Source organism: Bradyrhizobium sp. ISRA436, from assembly GCF_029910015.1.
Taxonomy (GTDB): Bacteria; Pseudomonadota; Alphaproteobacteria; order Rhizobiales; family Xanthobacteraceae; genus Bradyrhizobium.
Genome location: NZ_CP094519.1, coordinates 608,457 through 629,237, shown reverse-complemented (window position 1 = coordinate 629,237; position 20,781 = coordinate 608,457). Strand labels below are relative to the sequence as shown.

At 64.5% G+C, this 20,781-nt stretch carries 17 protein-coding genes; 11 read left to right on the top strand and 6 right to left on the bottom strand.

Annotated elements, in window-relative coordinates:
• Positions 1-133 precede the first annotated feature (133 nt).
• A complete protein-coding gene (locus tag MTX23_RS02920; protein WP_280975145.1) occupies positions 134-1,357 on the top strand; it encodes an ABC transporter substrate-binding protein in 1,224 nt (407 codons plus the stop codon).
• An 84-nt stretch (positions 1,358-1,441) separates the two neighbouring features.
• On the opposite strand, the gene MTX23_RS02915 is transcribed toward MTX23_RS02920, so the two are convergent.
• From MTX23_RS02915 to MTX23_RS02900, 4 genes are all read right to left on the bottom strand, one after another.
• A complete protein-coding gene (locus tag MTX23_RS02915) occupies positions 1,442-2,260 on the bottom strand; it encodes a helix-turn-helix domain-containing protein (RefSeq protein WP_280975144.1) in 819 nt (272 codons plus the stop codon).
• Positions 2,261-2,378: 118 nt separating this feature from the next.
• Positions 2,379-3,035, bottom strand: coding sequence for a glutathione S-transferase (locus MTX23_RS02910; protein WP_280975143.1), 657 nt, complete (start codon positions 3,033-3,035; stop codon positions 2,379-2,381).
• Positions 3,035-4,204, bottom strand: a complete 1,170-nt coding sequence (locus MTX23_RS02905) for an acyl-CoA dehydrogenase family protein (protein ID WP_280975142.1) — start codon at positions 4,202-4,204, stop codon at positions 3,035-3,037. Before MTX23_RS02905 ends, MTX23_RS02910 begins: the two co-directional genes overlap by 1 nt.
• Positions 4,205-4,332: 128 nt before the next feature.
• Positions 4,333-5,469 carry an acyl-CoA dehydrogenase family protein gene (locus MTX23_RS02900; RefSeq protein ID WP_280975141.1) on the bottom strand — a complete coding sequence of 379 codons (1,137 nt, stop codon included), beginning with the start codon at positions 5,467-5,469 and terminating at the stop codon, positions 4,333-4,335.
• 219 nt (positions 5,470-5,688) lie between these two features.
• On the opposite strand from MTX23_RS02900, the gene MTX23_RS02895 reads away from it, so the two are divergent.
• The 3 genes from MTX23_RS02895 (at position 5,689) to MTX23_RS02885 (ending at position 9,591) form a co-directional block, all read left to right on the top strand.
• Positions 5,689-7,230, top strand: coding sequence for a long-chain fatty acid--CoA ligase (locus MTX23_RS02895; protein ID WP_280975140.1), 1,542 nt, complete (start codon positions 5,689-5,691; stop codon positions 7,228-7,230).
• A 129-nt stretch (positions 7,231-7,359) separates the two neighbouring features.
• Positions 7,360-8,580, top strand: a complete 1,221-nt coding sequence (locus MTX23_RS02890; protein WP_280975139.1) for an ABC transporter substrate-binding protein — start codon at positions 7,360-7,362, stop codon at positions 8,578-8,580.
• A 300-nt stretch (positions 8,581-8,880) separates the two neighbouring features.
• On the top strand, positions 8,881-9,591 hold the full coding sequence (locus MTX23_RS02885) for a DUF1614 domain-containing protein (RefSeq protein ID WP_280975138.1): 711 nt from the start codon (positions 8,881-8,883) through the stop codon (positions 9,589-9,591).
• A gap of 148 nt (positions 9,592-9,739) precedes the next feature.
• Here MTX23_RS02885 and MTX23_RS02880 read toward each other — a convergent pair whose 3' ends face one another.
• On the bottom strand, positions 9,740-10,510 hold the full coding sequence (locus tag MTX23_RS02880) for a helix-turn-helix transcriptional regulator (protein ID WP_280975137.1): 771 nt from the start codon (positions 10,508-10,510) through the stop codon (positions 9,740-9,742).
• 201 nt (positions 10,511-10,711) lie between these two features.
• Here MTX23_RS02880 and MTX23_RS02875 point away from each other — a divergent pair, with 201 nt between their 5' ends.
• The 3 genes from MTX23_RS02875 (at position 10,712) to MTX23_RS02865 (ending at position 16,143) form a co-directional block, all read left to right on the top strand.
• Positions 10,712-12,997, top strand: coding sequence for a marine proteobacterial sortase target protein (locus tag MTX23_RS02875; protein WP_280975136.1), 2,286 nt, complete (start codon positions 10,712-10,714; stop codon positions 12,995-12,997).
• 182 nt (positions 12,998-13,179) lie between these two features.
• Complete coding sequence (locus MTX23_RS02870; RefSeq protein WP_280975135.1) at positions 13,180-13,749, top strand: class GN sortase; 570 nt, start codon at positions 13,180-13,182, stop codon at positions 13,747-13,749.
• A 171-nt stretch (positions 13,750-13,920) separates the two neighbouring features.
• A complete protein-coding gene (locus MTX23_RS02865; RefSeq protein WP_280975134.1) occupies positions 13,921-16,143 on the top strand; it encodes an acetate--CoA ligase family protein in 2,223 nt (740 codons plus the stop codon).
• Between the two features lie 67 nt (positions 16,144-16,210).
• Here the strand turns inward: MTX23_RS02865 and MTX23_RS02860 are convergent, their stop codons facing one another.
• Positions 16,211-16,966, bottom strand: a complete 756-nt coding sequence (locus MTX23_RS02860; RefSeq protein WP_280978350.1) for a trypsin-like serine protease — start codon at positions 16,964-16,966, stop codon at positions 16,211-16,213.
• A 117-nt stretch (positions 16,967-17,083) separates the two neighbouring features.
• Between MTX23_RS02860 and MTX23_RS02855 the strand changes: the two genes are divergently transcribed.
• The 4 genes from MTX23_RS02855 to MTX23_RS02840 all read left to right on the top strand — a co-directional run bounded on the left by MTX23_RS02855 (position 17,084) and on the right by MTX23_RS02840 (position 20,641).
• Entirely contained in the window at positions 17,084-17,716 is a 633-nt protein-coding gene (locus MTX23_RS02855) for an HAD-IA family hydrolase (RefSeq protein ID WP_280975133.1), read from the top strand.
• Positions 17,717-17,847: 131 nt separating this feature from the next.
• Complete coding sequence (locus MTX23_RS02850; RefSeq protein WP_280975131.1) at positions 17,848-18,168, top strand: hypothetical protein; 321 nt, start codon at positions 17,848-17,850, stop codon at positions 18,166-18,168.
• A 143-nt stretch (positions 18,169-18,311) separates the two neighbouring features.
• Positions 18,312-19,259, top strand: a complete 948-nt coding sequence (locus MTX23_RS02845) for a MoxR family ATPase (RefSeq protein ID WP_280975130.1) — start codon at positions 18,312-18,314, stop codon at positions 19,257-19,259.
• Positions 19,260-19,264: 5 nt separating this feature from the next.
• Positions 19,265-20,641 (top strand): VWA domain-containing protein, encoded by a 1,377-nt coding sequence (locus tag MTX23_RS02840; protein WP_280975129.1) that lies wholly within the window; start codon positions 19,265-19,267, stop codon positions 20,639-20,641.
• Positions 20,642-20,781 lie beyond the last annotated feature (140 nt).

Sequence of the window (20,781 nt, the reverse complement as noted above, 5' to 3'; positions counted from 1 at the left end):
TGACTGGCTAATCCGATGCCTCATGCGGCGCCCCTCGCCAGCCGGTCAACACAAGACGGAGAACGACGCGATGCGTTAGCTTTGCGGCGAGCAAAAGCCCGGCGCGACAAGCCGGCATCGCGGGGAGGACGTCATGATCTCGATCAACCGGCGTACATGGCTCGCAGGCGCGACAGGCGCCGGCCTCACGGCATTCACCGGCCTCCGTCCCTCGTTCGCCGACGACACGCCGGGCGTCACCGCGACCGAGATCAGGATCGGCAGTACGACGTCACTCAGCGGACCTGTGTCGGCGCTCGGCGTGCAGGCGCGCTGTCAGGAAGCCTATTTCAGGATGCTGAACGAGCAGGGCGGCATCGCCGGCCGTCAGATCAAGTACATCTATTACGACGACGCGTTCAATCCGGCGAAGACGGTCGAGCAGGTGCGCCGCCTGATCGAAAGCGACAACGTCGCCTTCCTGTTCAACATGCTCGGCACTGCGCCAAATTCGGCTGTTGTCAAATACATCAACGTCGCCAAGGTCCCGCATCTGTTCCTGTCGGTGAACGGCGACAAATGGGGCGACTACAAGACCTATCCCTGGACCATGGGCTTTGCGCCGAGCGCTCGCACGGAGGCACAGGTGTTCGTCAAATATGCGCTGAGCCAGAACAAGAACGCGAAGTTCGCGGTGCTCTACCAGAACGACGATCTTGGCAAGGATTTCGTCGCCGGTACCAAAGACGTGCTGGGCGAGCGGTTCGCAAGCTCGGCCGTCGTGGCCTCGCACGAGGTCACCGATCCTACGATCGATTCCCAGATCGTCAGCTTACGCGGTGCCAATCCCGACGTGCTGATCTCGGGCACGACCGCGAAATTCGCCGCGCAGTCGATCCGCAAGATCCACGAGCTCGGCTGGAAGCCGATGCACTTCATCGCCAGCGGCGCCGCCTCGATCTCGTCGACCATCGCGCCGGTCGGCTTCGACAAGGCGCAGGGCACGATCTCGTCGGCCTATGTGAAGGACGTCGCCGATCCGACCTGGGCCAATGACCCCGGCGTGAGGGATTTCCTCGCGTTCATGGCGAAGTACTTTCCCGACGGCAATCCGAAGGAAGGCTATAACCTCTATGCCTACACGGTGGCGCAGGTGCTCAAGATCGTGCTCGAGCAATGCAAGGGCAACTTCAGCCGCAGCAACATCATGGCGCAGGCGAACAATCTGAGGGATATCGAGGTGCCGACGCTGCTGCCCGGCATCCGCGTCAACACCAGCCCGACCAACCACCACCCGCTGCGGCAGCTCCAGTTGCAGCGGATCGAGGGCGACGGATGGCTGCGGTTCGGCGAGGTGATCGAGGGCGCGAATTTGTAGGTTTGAAAAATGCGAGTTGGCGGCCCTCTTCACCTCTCCCACAAGGGGAGAGGCGGGACTGCGCAAGCGGATGCCGCGGGAGGCCTAGGTCAATGCCGGTTCATTCACCACCTGCCCGGTCCGATAGATCGCGAGATCGCGAGAGCCGGAGAAGATCGCGCGCGGCTTCAGGCCGTAGAAGCGGCGGATCGAGTGGCTGAAATGGGTCGAGTCGGGATAGCCGATGTCCTGCGCGAGATGCGCGAGGTTGATGTCCTGGTTGGCGAAGTGCAGCAGATGCCGCGCGCGCTTCCAGGCGCGGAAAGAGCGGAACGAGATGCCGGTCTCCTCCTTGAACAGATGCAGGAAACGCGACGGCGACAATCCGGCCTCAGTCGCACAGCCCGCCGCGGTCACCGGCTCGCCGGAAAACTGGCCGATACGGGCGATCGCGCGCACCACGCGCGGGTCGAGCCCGCGTTGCGGCAGCGCATCGCCGAAGCACATGGTGTCGAACTCGGCGTTCGAGATCGCGTCGCGATGTTGCATCTCGGCGAGCGTCGCATAGGCGGCCCGGATGCGATTTGCGAACAGGCCGGAGTCCGGGCCCTGCAGGCGGCGGGCGACCGCCTCAAACGTGCCGTCGGGCACGCTTTCCGGCTCGATCACCACCGCGATCGCCGAGCGGTATTCGCTGGTGATGGTGTGGCGCAGGTTTGGCATGGTCACGGCGAGCTCGCCATGGAACTGGCGGCCATCGCTGGTGGACAAATGCAGGCCGTCGCGGATCGCAACATAAACATAGAACGCGCCCGGACAGCGCTCACGCGGGCGGCCGAGCAGCCCGGCGTAAAACACCCGTTCCGGCGTGATCAGCATCCGGTGGCCGGAATCTTGGTCCTTTGCGTGCACAATGGCATCCATGGCAGGCTCCTCCGCGCGCGGCTCTTTTGGCCACTGCGACGGCGGCTACCATAGCGCAAATTCGCAAGCTGTCACCGAGAGCGTGGGTTAATTCCGGGACAGACGGACGCCCGCCAAATCAAGGCCGCACCCTAGGCGCAACATTCTGTTCCACCCCGGCTTTTTGCTCTGCCGCCACCGCCCGCTTGTAGCCGTCGCGCTGCTGCAGGCGGGCCCAATAGGCCGCGACATTCAGCCCGAAATCCTTGGCGAGCCCGATATTGGTGGCGAGCCGGAGCGCATAGCCGTTGGTGATATCGGCGGCGGTGAAGCGTCCCGCGCACAGGAATTCCGAATTCGCCGCCGCGGCCTCCACCGCGCGCAGGCGGCCCAGGAACCATTTTGCATAGTCGCCCGAAACCTGCGGGTTGCGCCGCTCCTCCGGCTCGAGCTGGCTGTAGCGGAGCACCAGCGTTTGCGGGAAGGTGAGCGTAGCGTCGGAAAAATACATCCAGTTCAGGAACGCGCCATAGGCCGGCTCGTCGACGCCGACGATCAGCGGCGACGGCCCGTATTTGGTGCCGAGGTAATGGCAGATGCCGGAGGACTCCGTCATCCTGGTCTCGCCGTCGATCATAAAAGGGATGGTGCCGAGCGGATTGATGCCGAGATACTCCTTGGCGAACACACGCGGCGGGAACGGCAGCATCTTCAGCTCATAGGGAAGCCCGAGCTCCTCCAGCATCCACAACGGACGGAACGAGCGCGCAGCGTCGCAGTGATACAGCGTGATCATCAGGCATTTCCCTTTTGCTTCATACCCGGCAGCGTGCCCATCATCTTGCACAAGACCATGAGCATCACCTCGTCGGCGCCACCGCCGATCGAGGTGAGGCGGCTGTCGCGATAGGCGCGGCTGACCGGCGTCTCGTTGGTGAACCCCATGCCGCCCCAATATTGCAGGCAGGCGTCGGTGAGCTCGCGGCCGAGCCGGCCGGCCTTCAGTTTGGCCATGGTCGCGAGCCGTGTCACGTCCTCGCCCTTAACCAGCGCCTCGCCGGCACGATAGATCAGCGAACGCAGGAGTTCGACCTCGGTCTGCATCTCCGCGAGCTTGAAGTGCACCACCTGGTTGTCGAGGATCGAGCCGCCGAACGCCTTGCGGTTGCGGGTGTAGTCGATCGTTGCGTTGATGATGAACTCGTGCGCCTTCAGACAGGCCGCCGCGCCCCACAGCCGCTCCTCCTGAAACTGGATCATCTGATAGGTGAAGCCCTGGCCCTCTTCGCCGATCCGGTTGCGCTTGGGCACCCGGACATCGTCGAAGAAAATCTGCGCGGTGTCGGAGGAACGCATGCCGAGCTTGTCGAGCTTGCGCGCGACCTGCACGCCCCTGGTCTTCATCGGCACGCAGATCAGCGACTTGTTGCGATGGACCTGGCCGTCGCTGGTGTTGGCGAGCAGGCAGATCCAGTCGGCCTGGGTGCCGTTGGTGATCCATAGCTTGCCGCCATTGATGACGTAATCGTCGCCGTCGGAGCGGGCACTGGTCTTGATCGAGGCGACGTCGGAGCCTGCGCCGGGCTCCGAGACGCCGATGCAGGCGACCTGGTCGCCCGCTATCGCCGGAGCCAGAAACTCGCGCCGCACCTCGTCGGAGCCGAACCGCGCCAGCGCGGGCGTTGCCATGTCGGTCTGCACCCCGATCGCCATCGGGACGCCGCCGCAGGTGATCGCGCCGAGCTCCTCGGCCATCATCAGCGCGTAGGAATAATCCAGCCCCTGGCCGCCGAACTCGACCGGCTTGTTGAGACCGAGGAAGCCGAGATCGCCGAGCTTCTTGAACAGCTCATGCGCCGGAAAAATACCGGCCTGCTCCCACTCGTCGACATAGGGGTTGATCTCGGCCGCGATGAACTTTTGCAGGGCGCGGCGGGGTTCGTCATGGTCCGCGGTGAAGAGCATCCTGTTTATCGATCCTTCGTCATTCCGGGGCGATGCAAAGCATCGAACCTGGATTCTCGATCAAATACCTCTAGATTCTAGATTCCTGGTTCGCGCTGCGCGCGCCCCGGAATGGCGGAGCAGGTTTATCACAATCCCATCTGCCTTGAGGCGAGATCCTTCATGATCTCCTCGGTGCCGCCACCGATGGCGTTGACCTTGACCTCGCGGTAGATGCGCTCGACCTTGGCGCCGCGCATGAAACCGGCGCCGCCGAAGATCTGCACCGCCTCGGAGGCGCAGTACGCCATGGTCTGCGTCGCCTGGTTCTTCATCATGCAGATCTCGGCGACCGGGCTTTCGCCCTGGCCGAGCCGCCACGCCAGCATTTCCAGCATCGCCTGCGATGCCGCAACCTTCTGCGCCATGTCGACGATCTTGTGACGGATCACCTGATGCTGCGCGATCGGCTTGCCGAAGGTCGTGCGTTCCTTGGCGTAGGCAATCGCCTCGTCGACGCAGACGCGGGCAAAGGCCGTGCAGCCCGCCGCCATGCCCATGCGCTCGCTGTTGAAGTTCTGCATGATGATCTTGAAGCCCTGGCCTTCCTCACCGATCAGGTTCTCCACCGGCACGCGGCATTCATCGAAATGCAAGGTCGCGGTGTCGGACGCCCACCACCCCATCTTCTTCAGCTTGGTGCGGGAGAGGCCGGGCGTATCGCCCTCGATCAGCAGCAGGCTGACGCCGCCGGCGCCCTCTCCGCCGGTGCGCACCGCGACCGTCAGATAGTCGGCACGCATCCCTGAGGTGATGAAGGTCTTCTCGCCGCTGACGATGTAATGATCGCCGTCGCGCCGCGCCTTGGTGCGCAGGTTGGCGACATCGGAGCCGCCGCTCGGCTCCGTGATCGCGAGCGCGGAGATCTTCCGGCCCGACAGCACCTCCGGCAGCACGCGTGCCTTCACCTCGGGCCGCGCGGCGCGCGCGATCGGCGGCGAGCCGATGGTGTGGCTCATCAGGCTCGCGCTGATGCCGCCGGCGCCGGCACGCGCCAGCGCCTGCGAGGCCACGATCTTCATGAACTGGTCGGCGGCGATCCCGCCATATTCCTCGGGGAAGCCGAGGCCGAGCAGACCGATCTCGGACGCCTTGACATAGAGCTCGCGCGGAAACTCGCCCGCCTCGTCCCATTGATGGGCGAAGGGCTCGATCTCCTTCGCCACAAAGCGGCCCATCACCTCGCGAAAGGCCTCATGCTCGCTGGTGTAGAACGGGTTTGCCATCCGCCTCGCTCCGTTGATTCCCGCATCCGACGATGTCCGGATTTCTGATCGCTAACTTGCGTCGAGTGGCTGTCCCGACGCGACCGGGGTCCAGGCTGGCTGTTCCCAGCCACTAAACGCAAGACAGTATCCCGACAGGCCCCCTCCACTGCCGATCCACGCCATCAAATTGGGCCAGGAACAGGCGGCGCAAGACTGCCGTTCCAGGAGGAGGGAAACGTGCCGGTTCGATACTACGACTGGATCGCGCATCATTGCCGGCGCACGCCGGAGAAGATCGCGATCGTCGATCTCGCCAGCGGGCGCCGCTTCAGCTATGCGGAGCTCGACACGCGCGTCTCGCGCTTGGCCAGTCATTTGCGCGACAGCCTCAAGGTCGGCAGCGGCGACCGCGTCGCGGTGCTCGCGCTGAACACCACAGATACGCTGGAAGTGCAGTTCGCCTGCTTCCGGATCGGCGCAATCTTCCTGCCGCTCAACACCCGCCTCACCGTTCCCGAGCTGCGTTACATCACAGGCGACGCCTCACCCAAGGTGATGATCCACGACAACGATCTCGCCGACACGGCGCTCGCGGTCGCCAAGCTCTGCAATGTGGCGTCCGTGATGCGGTTCGGACCGGGCGGATCGTATGAGGCCGGGATCGCGTCGGCCAGACCGCTCGAGCGGACCGAAGAGGTGATGCTCGATGACATCTCGACCATCATGTACACCTCGGGCACGACCGGTCAGCCCAAGGGCGCGATCATCACGCATGGGATGACGTTCTGGAATTGCGTCAATCTCGGCGGCCCGGCCTATATCTCACCGTCCTCGGTGCTGCTTACGGTGCTGCCGCTGTTCCACACCGGCGGGCTGAATTGCTACACCAACCCGGTGCTGCATGCCGGCGGCACCGTGCTGATCATGCGCACGTTCGATCCGGGCGAGGCGCTCAAGCTGATCAGCGATCCCACCCAGGGCATCAACGTGTTCTTCGGCGTGCCCTCGATCTACCAGTTCATGGCACAGCATCCGGCGTTCGCGACCTCGGATTTCAGCCGCCTGATCAATGGCGGCGTCGGCGGCGCGCCGATGCCGGTGCCGTTGCTCAAAACCTGGGAAGCCCGTGGCGTCGCGCTGCAGCAGGGCTACGGCATGACCGAGACTTCACCGGCGGTGCTGACGCTCGACCGCGAGGACGCCGCGCGCAAGGCCGGCTCGTCCGGCAAACCGCTGCTGCATACCGAAGTGCGGATCGTGCGTCCCGACGGCAGCGATGCCGATGTCGGCGAGCTTGGCGAGCTCTGGGTGCGGGGCCCTAATGTCACGCCGGGCTACTGGAACAGGCCGGACGCCAACGCCTCCTCCTTCACTGACGGCTGGCTGCACACCGGTGATGCGACGCGGATGGACGAGGACGGCTTCTACTACATCGTCGATCGCTGGAAGGACATGTACATCTCCGGCGGCGAGAACGTTTATCCGGCCGAGGTCGAGAGCGTGCTGCATCAATTGGCGGCGGTCGCCGAAGCCGCGGTGATCGGCATCCCGAACGAGCAATGGGGCGAGGTCGGGATGGCGATCATTGCCGTGAAGCCTAGTTATTCGCTGACACCGGCCGAGGTTCTCGCGCATTGTCAGGCCAATCTGGCGCGGTTCAAATGCCCGCGCCTGATCGAATTCATCGACGCCCTGCCGCGGAATGCGACGGGCAAAATTCATAAGCCCACGCTCCGGCAGCAGTTCAGCCAGCCGAAGCCGACCGATACCGCGGCGTGATCCCGCAAACGTGTGTAGCGTTTTCCTGTTCATGCCGAGACAAGGAGCTGCCCCGTAACCGTCTGCCGGGACCGGCTACGGGTGTGTTGCGTAAGTCCCCAACCAAAATCAATCGAGGAAAATGCCTTTATGACAACCAAGAAACTGTCGCTGCTCGCGGCCGCCACGGCGCTCTGCCTGCTCTCTACCCAGGCCGCTTTGGCACAAAAAAAATACGACACCGGCGTCTCCGACACCGAGATCAAGATCGGCAATGTCGAGGCCTATAGTGGTCCGGCTTCCGCCTACGGCATCATCGGCAAGACCGAGGAAGCCTATTTCAAGATGATCAACGATGCCGGCGGCATCAACGGCCGCAAGATCAACTGGATCTCCTATGACGACGGCTACTCGCCGCCGAAAACGGTGGAGCAGATCCGCAAGCTGATCGAAAGCGACGAGGTGTTCCTGGTGTTTAACGCGCTGGGCACGCCGACCCAGACCGCGGTGCAGAAGTATCAGAACGCCAAGAAGGTGCCGCAACTCTTCCTCGCCACCGGCGCCAGCAAGTGGAATGATCCGAAGGAATTCCCGTGGACCATGGGCTTCCAGCCGAGCTATCGCGTCGAGGCGCGGATCTTTGCGAAATACATTTTGCAGGCCAAGCCGAACGCCAAGGTCGCGATCTTCTATGCCAATGACGATTTCGGCAAGGACTACCTGGCAGGCCTCAGGGAGGTCCTCGACAAGTCGTCCGCCAAGATCATCGCAGAAGAAAGCTATGAGACCACCGAACCGTCGATCGATTCGCACATCGTCAAGCTGAAGGACACCGGCGCCGACGTGTTCGTCAACATCTCGACGCCGAAATTCGCGGCGCAGGCGATCAAGAAGATCGCCGAACTCCAGTGGAAGCCGATGCAGGTGATGACCGACGTCTCGATCTCGATCGGCGCTGTGATGAAGCCCGCCGGTATCGAGGCTGGCGAAGGCGTGCTATCGGCCGGCTACCTGAAGGACGCCTCCGACCCGCAATGGAAGGATGATGCGGGCATGAAGAAGTTCATGACCTTCATCGAGAAGTACATGCCGGGCGCCAACATCTCTGACGCCAACCTAGTCTACGGCTACGCCGCGGCGCAGACCATGGTGCAGGTGCTGAAGCAGTGCGGCGACAATCTCACCCGGGAGAACGTGATGAAGCAGGCGGCGAGCCTGAAGGACTTCACGCCCGACACGCTGATCCCCGGCATCCGGGTCAACACCAGCGCGACCGACTTCGCCCCGATCGAGCAGCTCAAGATGATGCGGTTCAAGAACGGTCAGTGGGAGCTGTTCGGCGACATCATCAGCGCGGAGACCGGCGGCTAGGACGGATCTCACGAGACCGGTGAGGCGAACTCAGTGCACCTCTCCCGCTTGCGGGGGAGGTCGGATCGCATCGATAGATGCGATCCGGATGGGGGCTCCCTCCCCACAGAGGGTCTCGATCGCGGAGTCACCCCCCACCCCAACCCTCCCCCGCAAGCGGGAGAGGGAGCGCCTCTCCTTCGCAGCTGCCATCACCCAATCGCATCATCTCTAGGCGATCGCGGCGTGATGGACGTCCTTGTGATCGCTCCCCTAAACTCCCAACTAACAGGGTAGGGCCGAAACCAAACGGTCATACCGATGGATTCGAACGTTCAGTATTTGCCGCTGACGCCGGGATTCTTTTCGATCCTGGTGTTGCTGGCCGTGGCGCTGGTGATCCTGATCCAGCTTCGCATCCTGAGATACGCCTATATGCGTCTCGGCGTCGGTCCGGGGGTCGCGTTGTTGCTGCTGTTCGGTTCGCTGATCGGCAGCTATTTCAACATTCCGATCACAGTGCTGTCCGGCCCGCCGGTGCGATCCGGTGAGATCGTCGACTTTTTCGGCATGCGCTATGTCGTGCCCTTCGTGGTGTCGCCCAGTACGATCCTCGCCGTGAATGTCGGCGGCGCGGTGATTCCCACCGTGATGTCCACCTATCTCGTCCTTCGCTATCAGCTCTGGCTCAGGGCCGCGATCGCCACCGCGGTCATTGCCTTCATTGTGCATGTCACCGCCACGCCGGTGCAGGGAATGGGAATCGCCGTTCCCGTGTTCGTTCCCGTCATCGCGACCGCAATCCTCGCCTTGCTGCTGTCCCGCGAATACGCAGCCCCCCTCGCCTATATTGGCGGCTCGATGGGAACGCTGCTCGGCGCCGATCTCTTGAACCTCGACAAGATCGGCAGCCTCGGTGCGCCGATCGCCTCGATCGGCGGCGCCGGTACGTTCGACGGCATTTTTCTGACCGGCATTCTGGCCGTGCTGCTTGCCGGGATCGTCGCTCCGCCGAGCCCGCGGCCGGCCTAAAGCGTGATGAGTTTGGGTTGAATCGACTCGCCGCTGCTTCGGTCTACCTCTCCCCGTCGGGGAGAGGTGACCTCCGACGCTGTTTCAGGTCAACCTAATCCCATCACGCTCCAGCCTCGCGCCTTCCGCCCTCGCTGGGCTTGATAGTCTATCCCGGCAGGAAGATCGCAAACGGCTCGTCGATCGTGCGCCGCAAATGCTCGCGATAGACGTTGTAATTCGGATCGCCGGCGGACACCCGGCCGACGCTCGGATTGGGCACGTTCTTCGCCGGCAAGAATGCGATCGGCGCCGCGATCGGCGTCAGCAGCGAGCCGCGGCCGGCGAGCAATGTCGTGATGATGCCGTACATCTCGCCGGTGATGCGTGGACGCGACACCGTGATCAGGCGATGCTGTCCATGCCGGTTGGTGACCAGATAGACGAAGCCCGACTGGTTGGGGACGGCGACCTCGCCGAACTGTGTGTAGGTGGCGTCGAGGCGCTCACCCTCGCGGAAGGTCAGCGCTGACGCCGCGGCGTCCCAGACAATTTCCGTGCGATAGGCGTAGACTGCGTCCTTCTCGCCAAACGACGGGCGCACCGTGACATAGATTCCTTCGATCCAGGTGACCGCGCGGCGCGCATAGGCCCCCAACGCATCCGGCGCGATCTCGCCGTTCGCTTCGACGGCGGAGGCCGGGGCGGCGGCCTCCGGCAGCTTGCGCAGGGACACGCCGAGCGCCTGTTCGAGCCGCACGGTGGTCGCCAACGTGAACAGCCGACGGCCGCCGAGCACCTTTTCCAGCGTGGAGAGGCTGAGCTTCGCCTCTTCGGCCAGCGTCTGCCGCGAGATGCGGCGGCGGGCGATTTCCTCGCGAATGGTCTCCGCCACCTGCCGGCTCTGCTCGGCGGAAAGCTGCTTGTCCGGCGTCGGCATCGAGGCCCCTTGCGCGATTCCCTTATCGATTTGCCCAGTCTAGCAGACCGGACATTCCATCACAAAATCGCACAAACCCGCCGCGGCCATCGGCGGACTGCGCCGGCCCGCGGCCAATCATTGCCGATCAGTCTGCTCGCGCCAAAGCCCCCGTTCTCCATGATTGCGAGGCAGCGAAAACCTCGCTCGGGAGTGATGAAAATGACGATTTGCGATGTAAGTGAGAGCAGCCAGCGGATGCGGCTGTCGCGCCGGATGCGCGTCCTGCTGTTCTTCCTGGTGGAAGGCGTGGCCGCGCTGGTGATCGGCTTTGCGGCGCTTTTCCTGAGCTTCGATCCGGTGTGGTCGGCGGAGCAGCCGCAGCAGGCCGTGTTGCGGCCGGCGGAGGCGCACTCCGGCTCACTGCTGCTCAAGACCGACGACGGCTATGCCGAGGCAATGCGGCTCGGCATCGATGTCGATCTCACGGTGGCGGGCCCGACGGTGCGCGCCCGCGTCACCCAGCTCTTCCGCAACCCGACGCAACACTGGATGGAGGCGACCTACGTCTATCCGCTGCCGGCCGGCAGCGCCGTCGACACGCTGAAGATGGTGGTCGGCAACCACGTCGTGGTCGGCGACATCAAGGAGCGGCAGCAGGCTCGCGCCATCTACGAACAGGCCCGCTCGAGTGGCCAGAAGGCCGCGCTCACCGAACAGGAGCGGCCGAACATCTTCACCAACTCGGTCACCAATATCGGCCCCGGCGAGACCGTGCTGGTGCAGATCGAATATCAGGAGCCGGTGCAGCAGAACGGCCACGAGTTCTCGCTGCGGGTGCCGATGGTGGTCGGCCCGCGCTACAATCCGCAGCCGGTGGTGCAGGGCGTCGACCTCCGTGCCGATGGCAGCGGCTGGGGCACGACTGCCACCGATCCGGTCCCGAGTCGCGACCGCATCTCGCCGCCGGTGCTCGACCCCGCCGAGAATGCGCCGATCAATCCGACCAACATCACGGTGCACCTGCAAGCCGGCTTCGCGCTCGGCGAGGTGAAGAGCCACTTTCACAAGGTCAACATCGAGAGCCCCGACAGCACCACGCGCATCATCAAGCTGGCAGAAGGCCCGGTGCCGGCGGATCGCGACTTCGAGCTGACCTGGAAACCGGCCGCCGAAAAGGCGCCGTCGGTCGGATTGTTCCGCGAGCATGTCGGCAATTCCGACTACCTGCTGGCCTTCGTCACCCCGCCTTCGGTCGAGCAGGCGAGCGAGAAGCCGCTGTCGCGCGAAGTGATCTTCGTGATCGACAACTCCGGCTCGATGGGCGGCACCTCGATCATCCAGGCCAAGGCAAGCCTGCTGTACGCGCTCGGCCGCCTGCAGCCGACCGATCGCTTCAACGTGATCCGCTTCGACGACACCATGGACGTGCTGTTTCCGATGCCGGTGGCCGCAACGAGCGGCAACATCGCCAATGCGACGTCGTTCGTCAGCGCGCTGCAGGCCCGCGGCGGCACCGAGATGTTGCCGGCGATGCGCGCGGCGCTGTCCGGCACCAACCGTGACGACGCCAGCTATGTCCGCCAGGTCGTGTTCCTGACCGACGGCGCCATCGGCAACGAGCAGCAATTGTTCGAGACCATCAGCGCGCTGCGCGGATGCTCGCGGGTGTTCATGGTCGGCATCGGCTCGGCGCCCAACACCCATTTGATGACGCGCGCCGCCGAGCTCGGCCGCGGCGCCTTCACCCATATCGGCTCGGTCGAGCAGGTCGAGGAGCGCATGCGCAGCCTGTTCGCCAAGCTGGAGAATCCGGCCGTGACCAACCTGTCCGCAAAATTCTCGGATGCCACAGCCGATCTGACGCCGTCGGCGATCCCCGACATCTATCGCGACGAGCCGCTGGTGCTTGCCGCCAAGCTCGACAAGCTCGCCGGCTCGGTCGAGATCAAGGGCCGCATCGGCGACCGTCCGTGGAGCGTGACGCTGCCGCTCGCGAATGCCGCCGAAGGCAAGGGCCTCTCGAAGCTGTGGGCGCGCCGCAAGATCGCGGATGCCGAGGTCGCGCGCACCACGCGCCAGCTGAGGCCTGAGGACGCCGACAAGACGATCCTGGCGCTGGCGCTGGAGCATCAGCTCGTCACGAGGCTCACCAGCCTCGTCGCAGTCGACAAGACGCCAAGCCGCCCGGAGGACGAGCCGCTGAAGCTCGCCGAGCTGCCGCTCAACCTGCCCGCCGGCTGGGATTTCACCAAGGTGTTCGGCGAGCGTCCGCACGCACCGGTGGCTCCGACCGAACGCCGCGCCGATGCAGGCGATGGCAAGGTGCAAGTTGCGGCGCTCAAGCGGTCGATGCCGGTCGTGACCGCGGCACCCGCCACGATCCAGCTGCCGAAGACCGCAACCGATGCCGAGCTGAAGATGATTGCGGGCGTGATCCTGCTCACGGTCAGCCTGCTCATGCTGGTGTTCAACCGCGTCAGGCGTCGTCCAACTGACGTCGGATGAAAGGAGGAGGTGCCCCGATCTCCTCTTTCAAGAGCGCGCGCGGCCTCCCACCCGTTCCCAAGGGCCGCGCGCGCCACTTTTCCCCAGCTGTCATTGCGAGCGAAGCGAAGCAATCCATGTCAACGCGCCGGGATAGATGGATTGCTTCGTCGCTTCGCTCCTCGCAATGACGGGAGCAAGCAATGCCCCGCTTCATCGCCCCCGCAGTCTTCGCCCTGATCGGCCTGATCCTGTTCGGCCAGGGCGCCTACATCCACGCCAAGGCGCTGCTCGCGCAGGCGCTGCTGGAGCGCGCGTTTGCAAGGACGATTGCCACCGGGCATCCCGTGAAGCCGTGGAGCTGGGCCGATACCTGGCCGGTTGCCCGCATCGAGGTGAAGCGCCTCCACGCCTCCGCGATCGCGCTGGCCGGCAGCAGCGGCCAGGCGCTGGCCTTCGGTCCCGGCCATGTCGAGCAGACGGTCGACGCCGGCGAGCGCGGCGTCGCGGTCTATTCTGCGCATCGCGACACCCATTTCCGCTTCCTGAAGGATGTCACGATTGGCGACGAGATCGATGTCACAAGAAGCGACGGCACGACGTTCCGCTATCGGGCCGATCGCAGCTCGGTCGTCCGCTTCGATCAATCCGGCATCGATCCCCTGACGGATCAATATGAACTCGTGCTGTCGACCTGTTGGCCGTTCGACGCGTTGTTCTCGGGCCCGGAACGCTACCTGCTGCACGCCACCCTGATTGAACAGGGTTCCTGATGCAGTCCATGAATTTTGCGTGTGCCGGGATATCGCATGCGATGCCCTGATTTGCGCTGGCGTGAGTTGTCACGCCCCTCTTCCCTGCGCCATAAAAACAATGAAAGATCCGGGCCCGCGGCGATCGACCGTCGGCCAGAGGAAACAAAGACAAGGATAAGGGCAGGCTCCATGGAAGCTTTCGCAAGCACCGCGTCTCATCCCTCCACCAAATGGACGCCGCCCATTGATGCCAGCGACATCGTCAAGAGCATTCACGCGATGCTGCACCCGCGCAACATCGTGCTGGTCGGCGCCACCGACAAGCCGGGCAATTATGCCGAGCGGATCTGGAACAACCTGATCAAGTACAAATATGCCGGCGGCCTGTTCCCGATCAACGCCAAGCGCGAAACGATCTGGGGCGTCACCTGCTACAAGGACTTTGCCAGCCTTCCCGAAAAGCCTGACCATGTGCTGGTGCTGGTGCCGGCACGCTTTGCGGTGCAGGTCATCCGCGACGCGGCCGCGGCCGGCGCGCGCTCGGCGACCATCGTCACCTCGGGCTTTAGCGAACTACAGGACGAGGAGAGCCAGCGGCTCGCGGTCGAGCTGAAGCAGGCGATCGAGGAGACCGGGCTTGCGGTCACCGGTCCGAACTGCCTCGGTAACCTAAGCGCCGGCGAGAACCTGTTCACCAATATCGACGACCGCATCGTCACCATGGAGCAGGGCCCGGTCGCCGTCGCCGGCCAATCCGGCGCGATCGTGATGGCGATCCGCCAGGCACTGGAGGATCGCGGCGTCGGCGTCGGCTACATGGTCACGACGGGCAACGAATCCGGGCTCGAGACGCCCGACCTGATGGCCTATTTCGCCGCCGATCCGAGCATCCGCGTCATCGTGGTCTATCTCGAAGGCGTCCGGAACACGAAGGTGTTCCGGGATGCCTGCAAGGCGGCGCGCGCCGCGGGCAAGCCGGTGATCGCGCTCAAGCTCGGTGCATCCGAAGGCGGCCGGGCCGCTGCGATGGCCCACACCGGCGCACTCGCCGGCTCGATCGAGACATTCGACGCGATCTCGACCCGTGAAGGCGTGATCCGCGTGCGCGGCCTGGACGAGCTGATCGAGACCACGGAGTGCTTCGTCCACGCCGATCCGCCGAAGGGCAATCGCCTCGCGGCGGTGTCGCTGTCGGGCGGCAAGCGCGGCCTGCTGATCGACGCCTTCTATTCCGCCGGCCTGAATTTCGCGCCGCTGGGCCCCAATGCCAGCGAGCAGCTGGCAAAAATGCTCGGCCCCGGCAGCATCGTCGGCAACCCACTCGATGCCGGCTTCGCTGCGGTGGTCGATCCGTCCGTCTACATGAAGTCGATCAAGGTCATGATCGACGATCCCGACACCGACATCGTCATCATCGATGCCGAGCTGCCGAAGGCGCCGCACGAGCTGCGCGAGCGTAACCTTCGCATCGTCAACGAGATGGCGGGCCAGGCCAACAAGCCGGTGATCTATATCAGCGCGATGTCGATCGGCTTCACCGAGTTCACCAAGGGACTGCGCAAGAGCCTGCCCAATATCGCGGTGCTGCAGGGCCTCGACCGCGCAGTCGGCGCCATCAAGTCGCTGATCGACTATGCCGGCCTGCGCAAGGAGGTGCCCGACATCGTGTCGAGCTCGAAACCTGCCGCCCGCGCCTTGCTCGAGAAGACGCTCAAGGCAGCCGACGGCGCCGCCGCGCTCGACGAGGTCGCCTCGAAGAAGCTGCTCAAGGCCTATGGCATTCCGATCTCGAAGGAAGAGGTCGCGCAGACCGCGGCGGACGCCGTGAAGATCGCCAAGACAATCGGCTTTCCGGTGGTCGCAAAGGTGGTCAGCCCTGACATCCTGCACAAGTCCGACATCGGCGGCGTGGTGCTCAACCTCAACAGCGCGGCCGAGGTGAAGAAGGCCTTCAACGACATCACCGCGCGGGTGAAGAAGCTGAAAGGCAAGCCAAAGCTCGAGGGCATTTTGATCGCGCAGCAGGTCAAGGCCGACCTCGAGCTCGTGGTCGGCGCCTCACTCGATGCCGAGATGGGACCCGTGGTGCTGTTCGGCACCGGCGGCGTCGACATTGAGTTGATGAAGGACGTCGCGCTCGCCGGCGCGCCGCTCGACGCGGCCGAAGCCAAAGAGCTGATTGCGAAGACCAAAGCCGGCATCAAGCTGAAGGGTTATCGCGGCAAGCCGGCGCTGCACGAAGCGTCGGCGGTGAAGGCGCTGGTCGGCCTCTCCAACCTGATGGCGGACGCCGGCGGCCGCATCGCCTCGATCGACGTCAACCCGTTCCTGATCAACAGTAAGCTCGGCGTCGCAGTCGACGGCCTGATCGTGCTGAACAACGCCGCCGCGAAGAAAGCCGCGGAGCATTGACGTCTACTCCCCCTCTCCCCGTTCTTACGGGGAGAGGGTTGGGGCCCCGCAAGCGGGGCGAGGTAACTTAAAACGACGCTCCCCACTGCCGCGCGGTCTGCATCACCCAGTCGCGATAGATCGTCAGCGGCGTGACGCCGGTGATGCCGCCGCAGCCGGCGGTGCCGTTCGGCCCGGTGGACCAGCTCACCACGCCGACGATCGCGGGTCCGCCTTGCTTGTCCTCGAACACCGGCGCGCCGGAATCGCCGGTGCAGGCCCCGAGCCCGTCGCGGATGCCCTGCGCGACCGGATCGACCAGGCGGATCTGCAGGGTGCCAGGCTTACCGCTCGCGATCAGCCCGGCGACGCGGGTGATGCCGCCGCTCTTGCCGTCGCCGCGCACGGTGACGCCAACGCCCGCGATCGTGAAGCGGCCGCCGACCTGGATCGGGATGTTGGGCATGCCGAGCGCGGCCGGGACCTTGCCTGCCACCGGCGCGGCGAGCTGCAGCAGTGCGACGTCGGCGGTCGCGACATGATTGAGCATCGCCTGCATCCGAAATCCCGGATGGATCGCCACCGTCCTGACGTCCTGCAGCTTCGGCTGCCGGTCCGGGCCATACTCGACGATCTTGTAGTCGGCGCCGGGCTGCACGCAATGCGCCGCGGTCAGCACGACTTTCGGCGCGATCAGTGCACCGGTGCAGAAATTGCCGCGCGAGCCGACAATGGTAACGACGGAGCGCGCGACGCCCTCAGTCGACGGCGCGCCGCCACCGACGATGGCGAACGCGGGAGCGGAGGCGAGCGACAGCGTGGCTGCAAGGATCAAGCGAGGCATTTTCATGGGCGCAGCAATAGCCTGAGCCGTCCTCATCGCCAAGCCGGATCGGGCTGGTCCCCGCCCCCGATCCGTGTTAGCCGCTGCCCAAGCAATGCAGCATTGGGCGGGAAAGCGATGATTGAAGCAGTGATCTGGGATTTCGGCGGCGTCTTGACCACCTCGCCGTTCGAGGCGTTCGCACGCTACGAGACCGAGCGCGGGTTGCCGATCGACATCATCCGCCGCACCAATGCCGCCAATCATCTCGAGAACGCCTGGGCCAAGTTCGAGCGCGCCGAGATCGATGCCGAGACCTTCGACAGACTGTTCGCCGTGGAGTCGAAAGCGGTCGGCGCCGAGGTGCGCGGCAAGGACGTGCTGCCGCTGCTCTCAGGCGACCTGCGCCCCGAGATGGTCGAAGCGTTGAAGCGCATCAAGGCGAAATTCAAGACCGGCTGCATCACCAACAATCTGCCCTCGAACGCGATCGGTAGTCACAGCGGGCGCACGCTCTATGTCGCCGAGGTGATGGCGCTGTTCGACCACGTGATCGAGTCCGCCAAGATCGGCCTACGCAAGCCCGATCCGCGGATCTACCGGATGATGGTGGAGACGCTGCAGGTGAACCCGAAGAATTGCATCTATCTCGACGACCTCGGCGTCAACCTGAAGCCGGCGCGGGAGATGGGCATGACCACGATCAAGGTGCTGAACGCTGCGCAGGCAATCGGCGAGCTCGAGGCCGCGACCGGCCTCACGCTGAGGTGAAGCGGGTTTCGCACGCATTCACCACGCATTCAGGCACCCGCTTCTAATTGTCGGCGTCCTTTCCTGGTCTGGGCATGGCCTTTCGGACAACCGGTTTCCACGTGTCCGGAGCATGCTTGTGGAGGCACCAAATGAAACGATCCGTCGCAGCCCTCATCTCAGCCGGCTCGCTGCTGTCCTCGGTCGCGGCCTTTGCGCAATCCACGACAAGTCCGGCCCCCGCCGCGCCGGCGGCCGCTCCCGCACAGGGCAACACCGCGGCGGCTGCGCCCGTGCCCGGCGCGAAGCGCGCAGCCTGCCAGAGCACGGCGCAGGCCTTGAAGGGCCAGGAGAGGCGTGACCAGATGCAGCTCTGCATGGCGCAGGCGCGGCTCGATTGCCTGAAGCAGGCCGTGGCCCAGAAGATCGTCGGCCCGCAGCGCAAGGATTTCGTGAAAAGCTGCGCGAGCTAAACCTCACAGCCGTATTGCGCTCGGCGGAATACGCCGGAACCATGCGCCAACCCCGTGCCGTTGCGGGCCAAACGAGCCTTGTGCTTTGCCCGTAACGGAGGCAGAACAGGTCCGAGTTCAAGGCAAATTCGGAGCTGATCCTCGTGGCTGACACCAGGCCCACCGCCTCGATCGAGGCCGTGGAAAGCGGCCTCGCCGCGCAAGGCTATATTGCAAGCCGGCAGATCGCGACCGCGGTCTATCTGTCACAGCAGATCGAGAAGCCGATCCTGGTCGAAGGCCCCGCCGGCGTCGGCAAGACCGAACTGGCGAAAGCCATCGCCGCCTGGCGCGGGATGAAGATGATCCGCCTGCAGTGCTATGAGGGCCTCGACGAGGCCAAGGCGCTGTACGAGTGGAAATATGCCAAGCAGCTGCTCTACACCCAGATCCTGAAGGACAAGCTCGGCGAGGTGCTCGGCGGGGCGCAGACGCTGCACGCAGCGCTCGACCAGCTCCACACCTTCGGCGATGTGTTCTTTTCCAAGGAGTTCGTCGAGCCGCGCCCGCTGTTGCAGGCGCTCGAGCAGCCCGCCGGCTGCGTGCTCCTGATCGACGAGATCGACAAGTCCGACGCGGAATTCGAATCGCTGCTGCTGGAGATCCTCTCGGACTTCCAGGTCACCATCCCCGAGCTCGGCACAGTGTCGGCGGTTGCGCCGCCAACCGTGATCCTGACCTCGAACAGCGAGCGCGATCTCGGCGATGCCTTGAAGCGGCGCTGCCTGCATCTGCATATCGGCTTCCCCGAGCAGAAGCTGGAGCAGCGCATCGTGGAAAGCCGCGTGCCCGGCATCTCGCAAACGCTGCGCAAGCAGATGGTCGGCTTCATCCATGAGATCCGCAGCCTCGACCTGAAGAAGCTGCCTTCGGTCAGCGAGGCGATCGACTGGGCGCGCGTGCTGGTGCTGCTGGAGACGAACGAGCTCAATCATGAGATCGTCAAGGACACGCTCAACGTGCTCCTGAAATACGAGGCCGACATCGAGGCCGCGACGCCCCAGATCTCGACCTTCATCGCCAAGGCGTCGCGGCAAGGCGTGTTCAGCTAACCCGGATGCGCGAGAACCTGCATCGCTTCTTTCGTGCGGCGCGAGGAGCCGGGGTCCGGGTCTCGCCCGCCGAAAGCATCGATGCTATGCGCGCGGTGGCCAAGGTCGGCTTCACCGACCGCGCGATCCTGCGCGACACCTTCCTGCTGACGCTTGCCAAGACCCAGGACGAGAAGCGCGCGCTCGGCGATTGCTTCGATCTGTTCTTCAGCCAGCCTGAGCCGCAGCAGGACAGCAGCGAACAGAACAAGCCGGACAACAAGAATAAGTCGGGCGCCAATCCGTCGGCCGATGCGCATGGCGACGCCAGCGGCGGTGCGGAGAATGAGAACATCGGACCGCTGGCGCAGATGCTGCTGTCGCAGGACCGCAGCGCGATCTCGACCGCGGTCGCCAACGCCTCCGGCGCGGCGTCACTGCCCGACATCCGCTATTTCACCCAGCGCGGCATCTTCCAGACCCGCATCCTCGATGCGATGGGCATCCAGCGTCTGCGCGACGACATCGACGAACTGACCGCGAGCAATCCGGCGCTCGCCGAGCGGCTGCAGGACGCGCTCAATGGCCTGCGCGGCACCGTGCGCGACGCCGTCTCGCAGGCGCTTCTGTTGTACGGCCGCGAGGAGGCTGAAAACCTGCGCAACGAGATCCTGCGCAACGCGCCGCTGGCGCGGATCGAGCCGCGCCAGGTCGAGCAGATGCGCACGCTGATCCGCCAGATCGCGCGCCGCCTGCGCGAGCGCTACTCCAAACCGCGCAAGCGCCAGCGCCGCGGCCACCTCGACGTCCGTCGCACGCTGCGGCGGAATGCGGCCTGGGGCGGCGTGCCCTTCCTGACTGCCTGGAAGCGCAAGCACCGCGACCGGCCGAAGATCGTGGCGCTGTGCGACGTCTCCGGCTCGGTCGCGCGGGTCTCGGACTTCTTCCTGCTTCTGATCCACAGCTTGCACGAGGTCGTGGACGACGTCCGCTCGTTCGCCTTCTCCGGGCACCTGATCGAGGTCAGCCGCATCCTCGAAACCAAATCGCCGGAAGAGGCGATGAAGGAGATCATGGCCAAGGTCGGCTTCGGCTCGTCCGACTACGGCAATTCATTCGCCGATTTCGAGGATGAGTGGATGAGTACGGTGACGCCGCAGACCACCGTGATCGTGCTCGGCGACGCCCGCAGCAACAATCTCGACCCGCGCGCCGACATCCTGCGCCGCATCGGCGAGCGCTCCAAGCGGCTGGTGTGGCTCAACCCCGAGGGACGCATGACCTGGGGCTTCGGGGACTCGGAGATGCCGCGCTACGCAACCTTCTGCAGCGTGGTGCGCCAATGCGCCACTGCCAAGCAGCTCGAACGCGCCGTCTCCGACATCGTGGCGACGTATCAATAGGCCTGAGGTCGCCTAGACCGTGCGCCGGCCAGGTGACGGAGCATTGTGCTACAGCCGACCAACGTTCCGTCTGTGTAACACAGCAAACTTCAATTAAAGATTGAATCCCGATCGCATACTGACTTACATAGGCGCGAGAA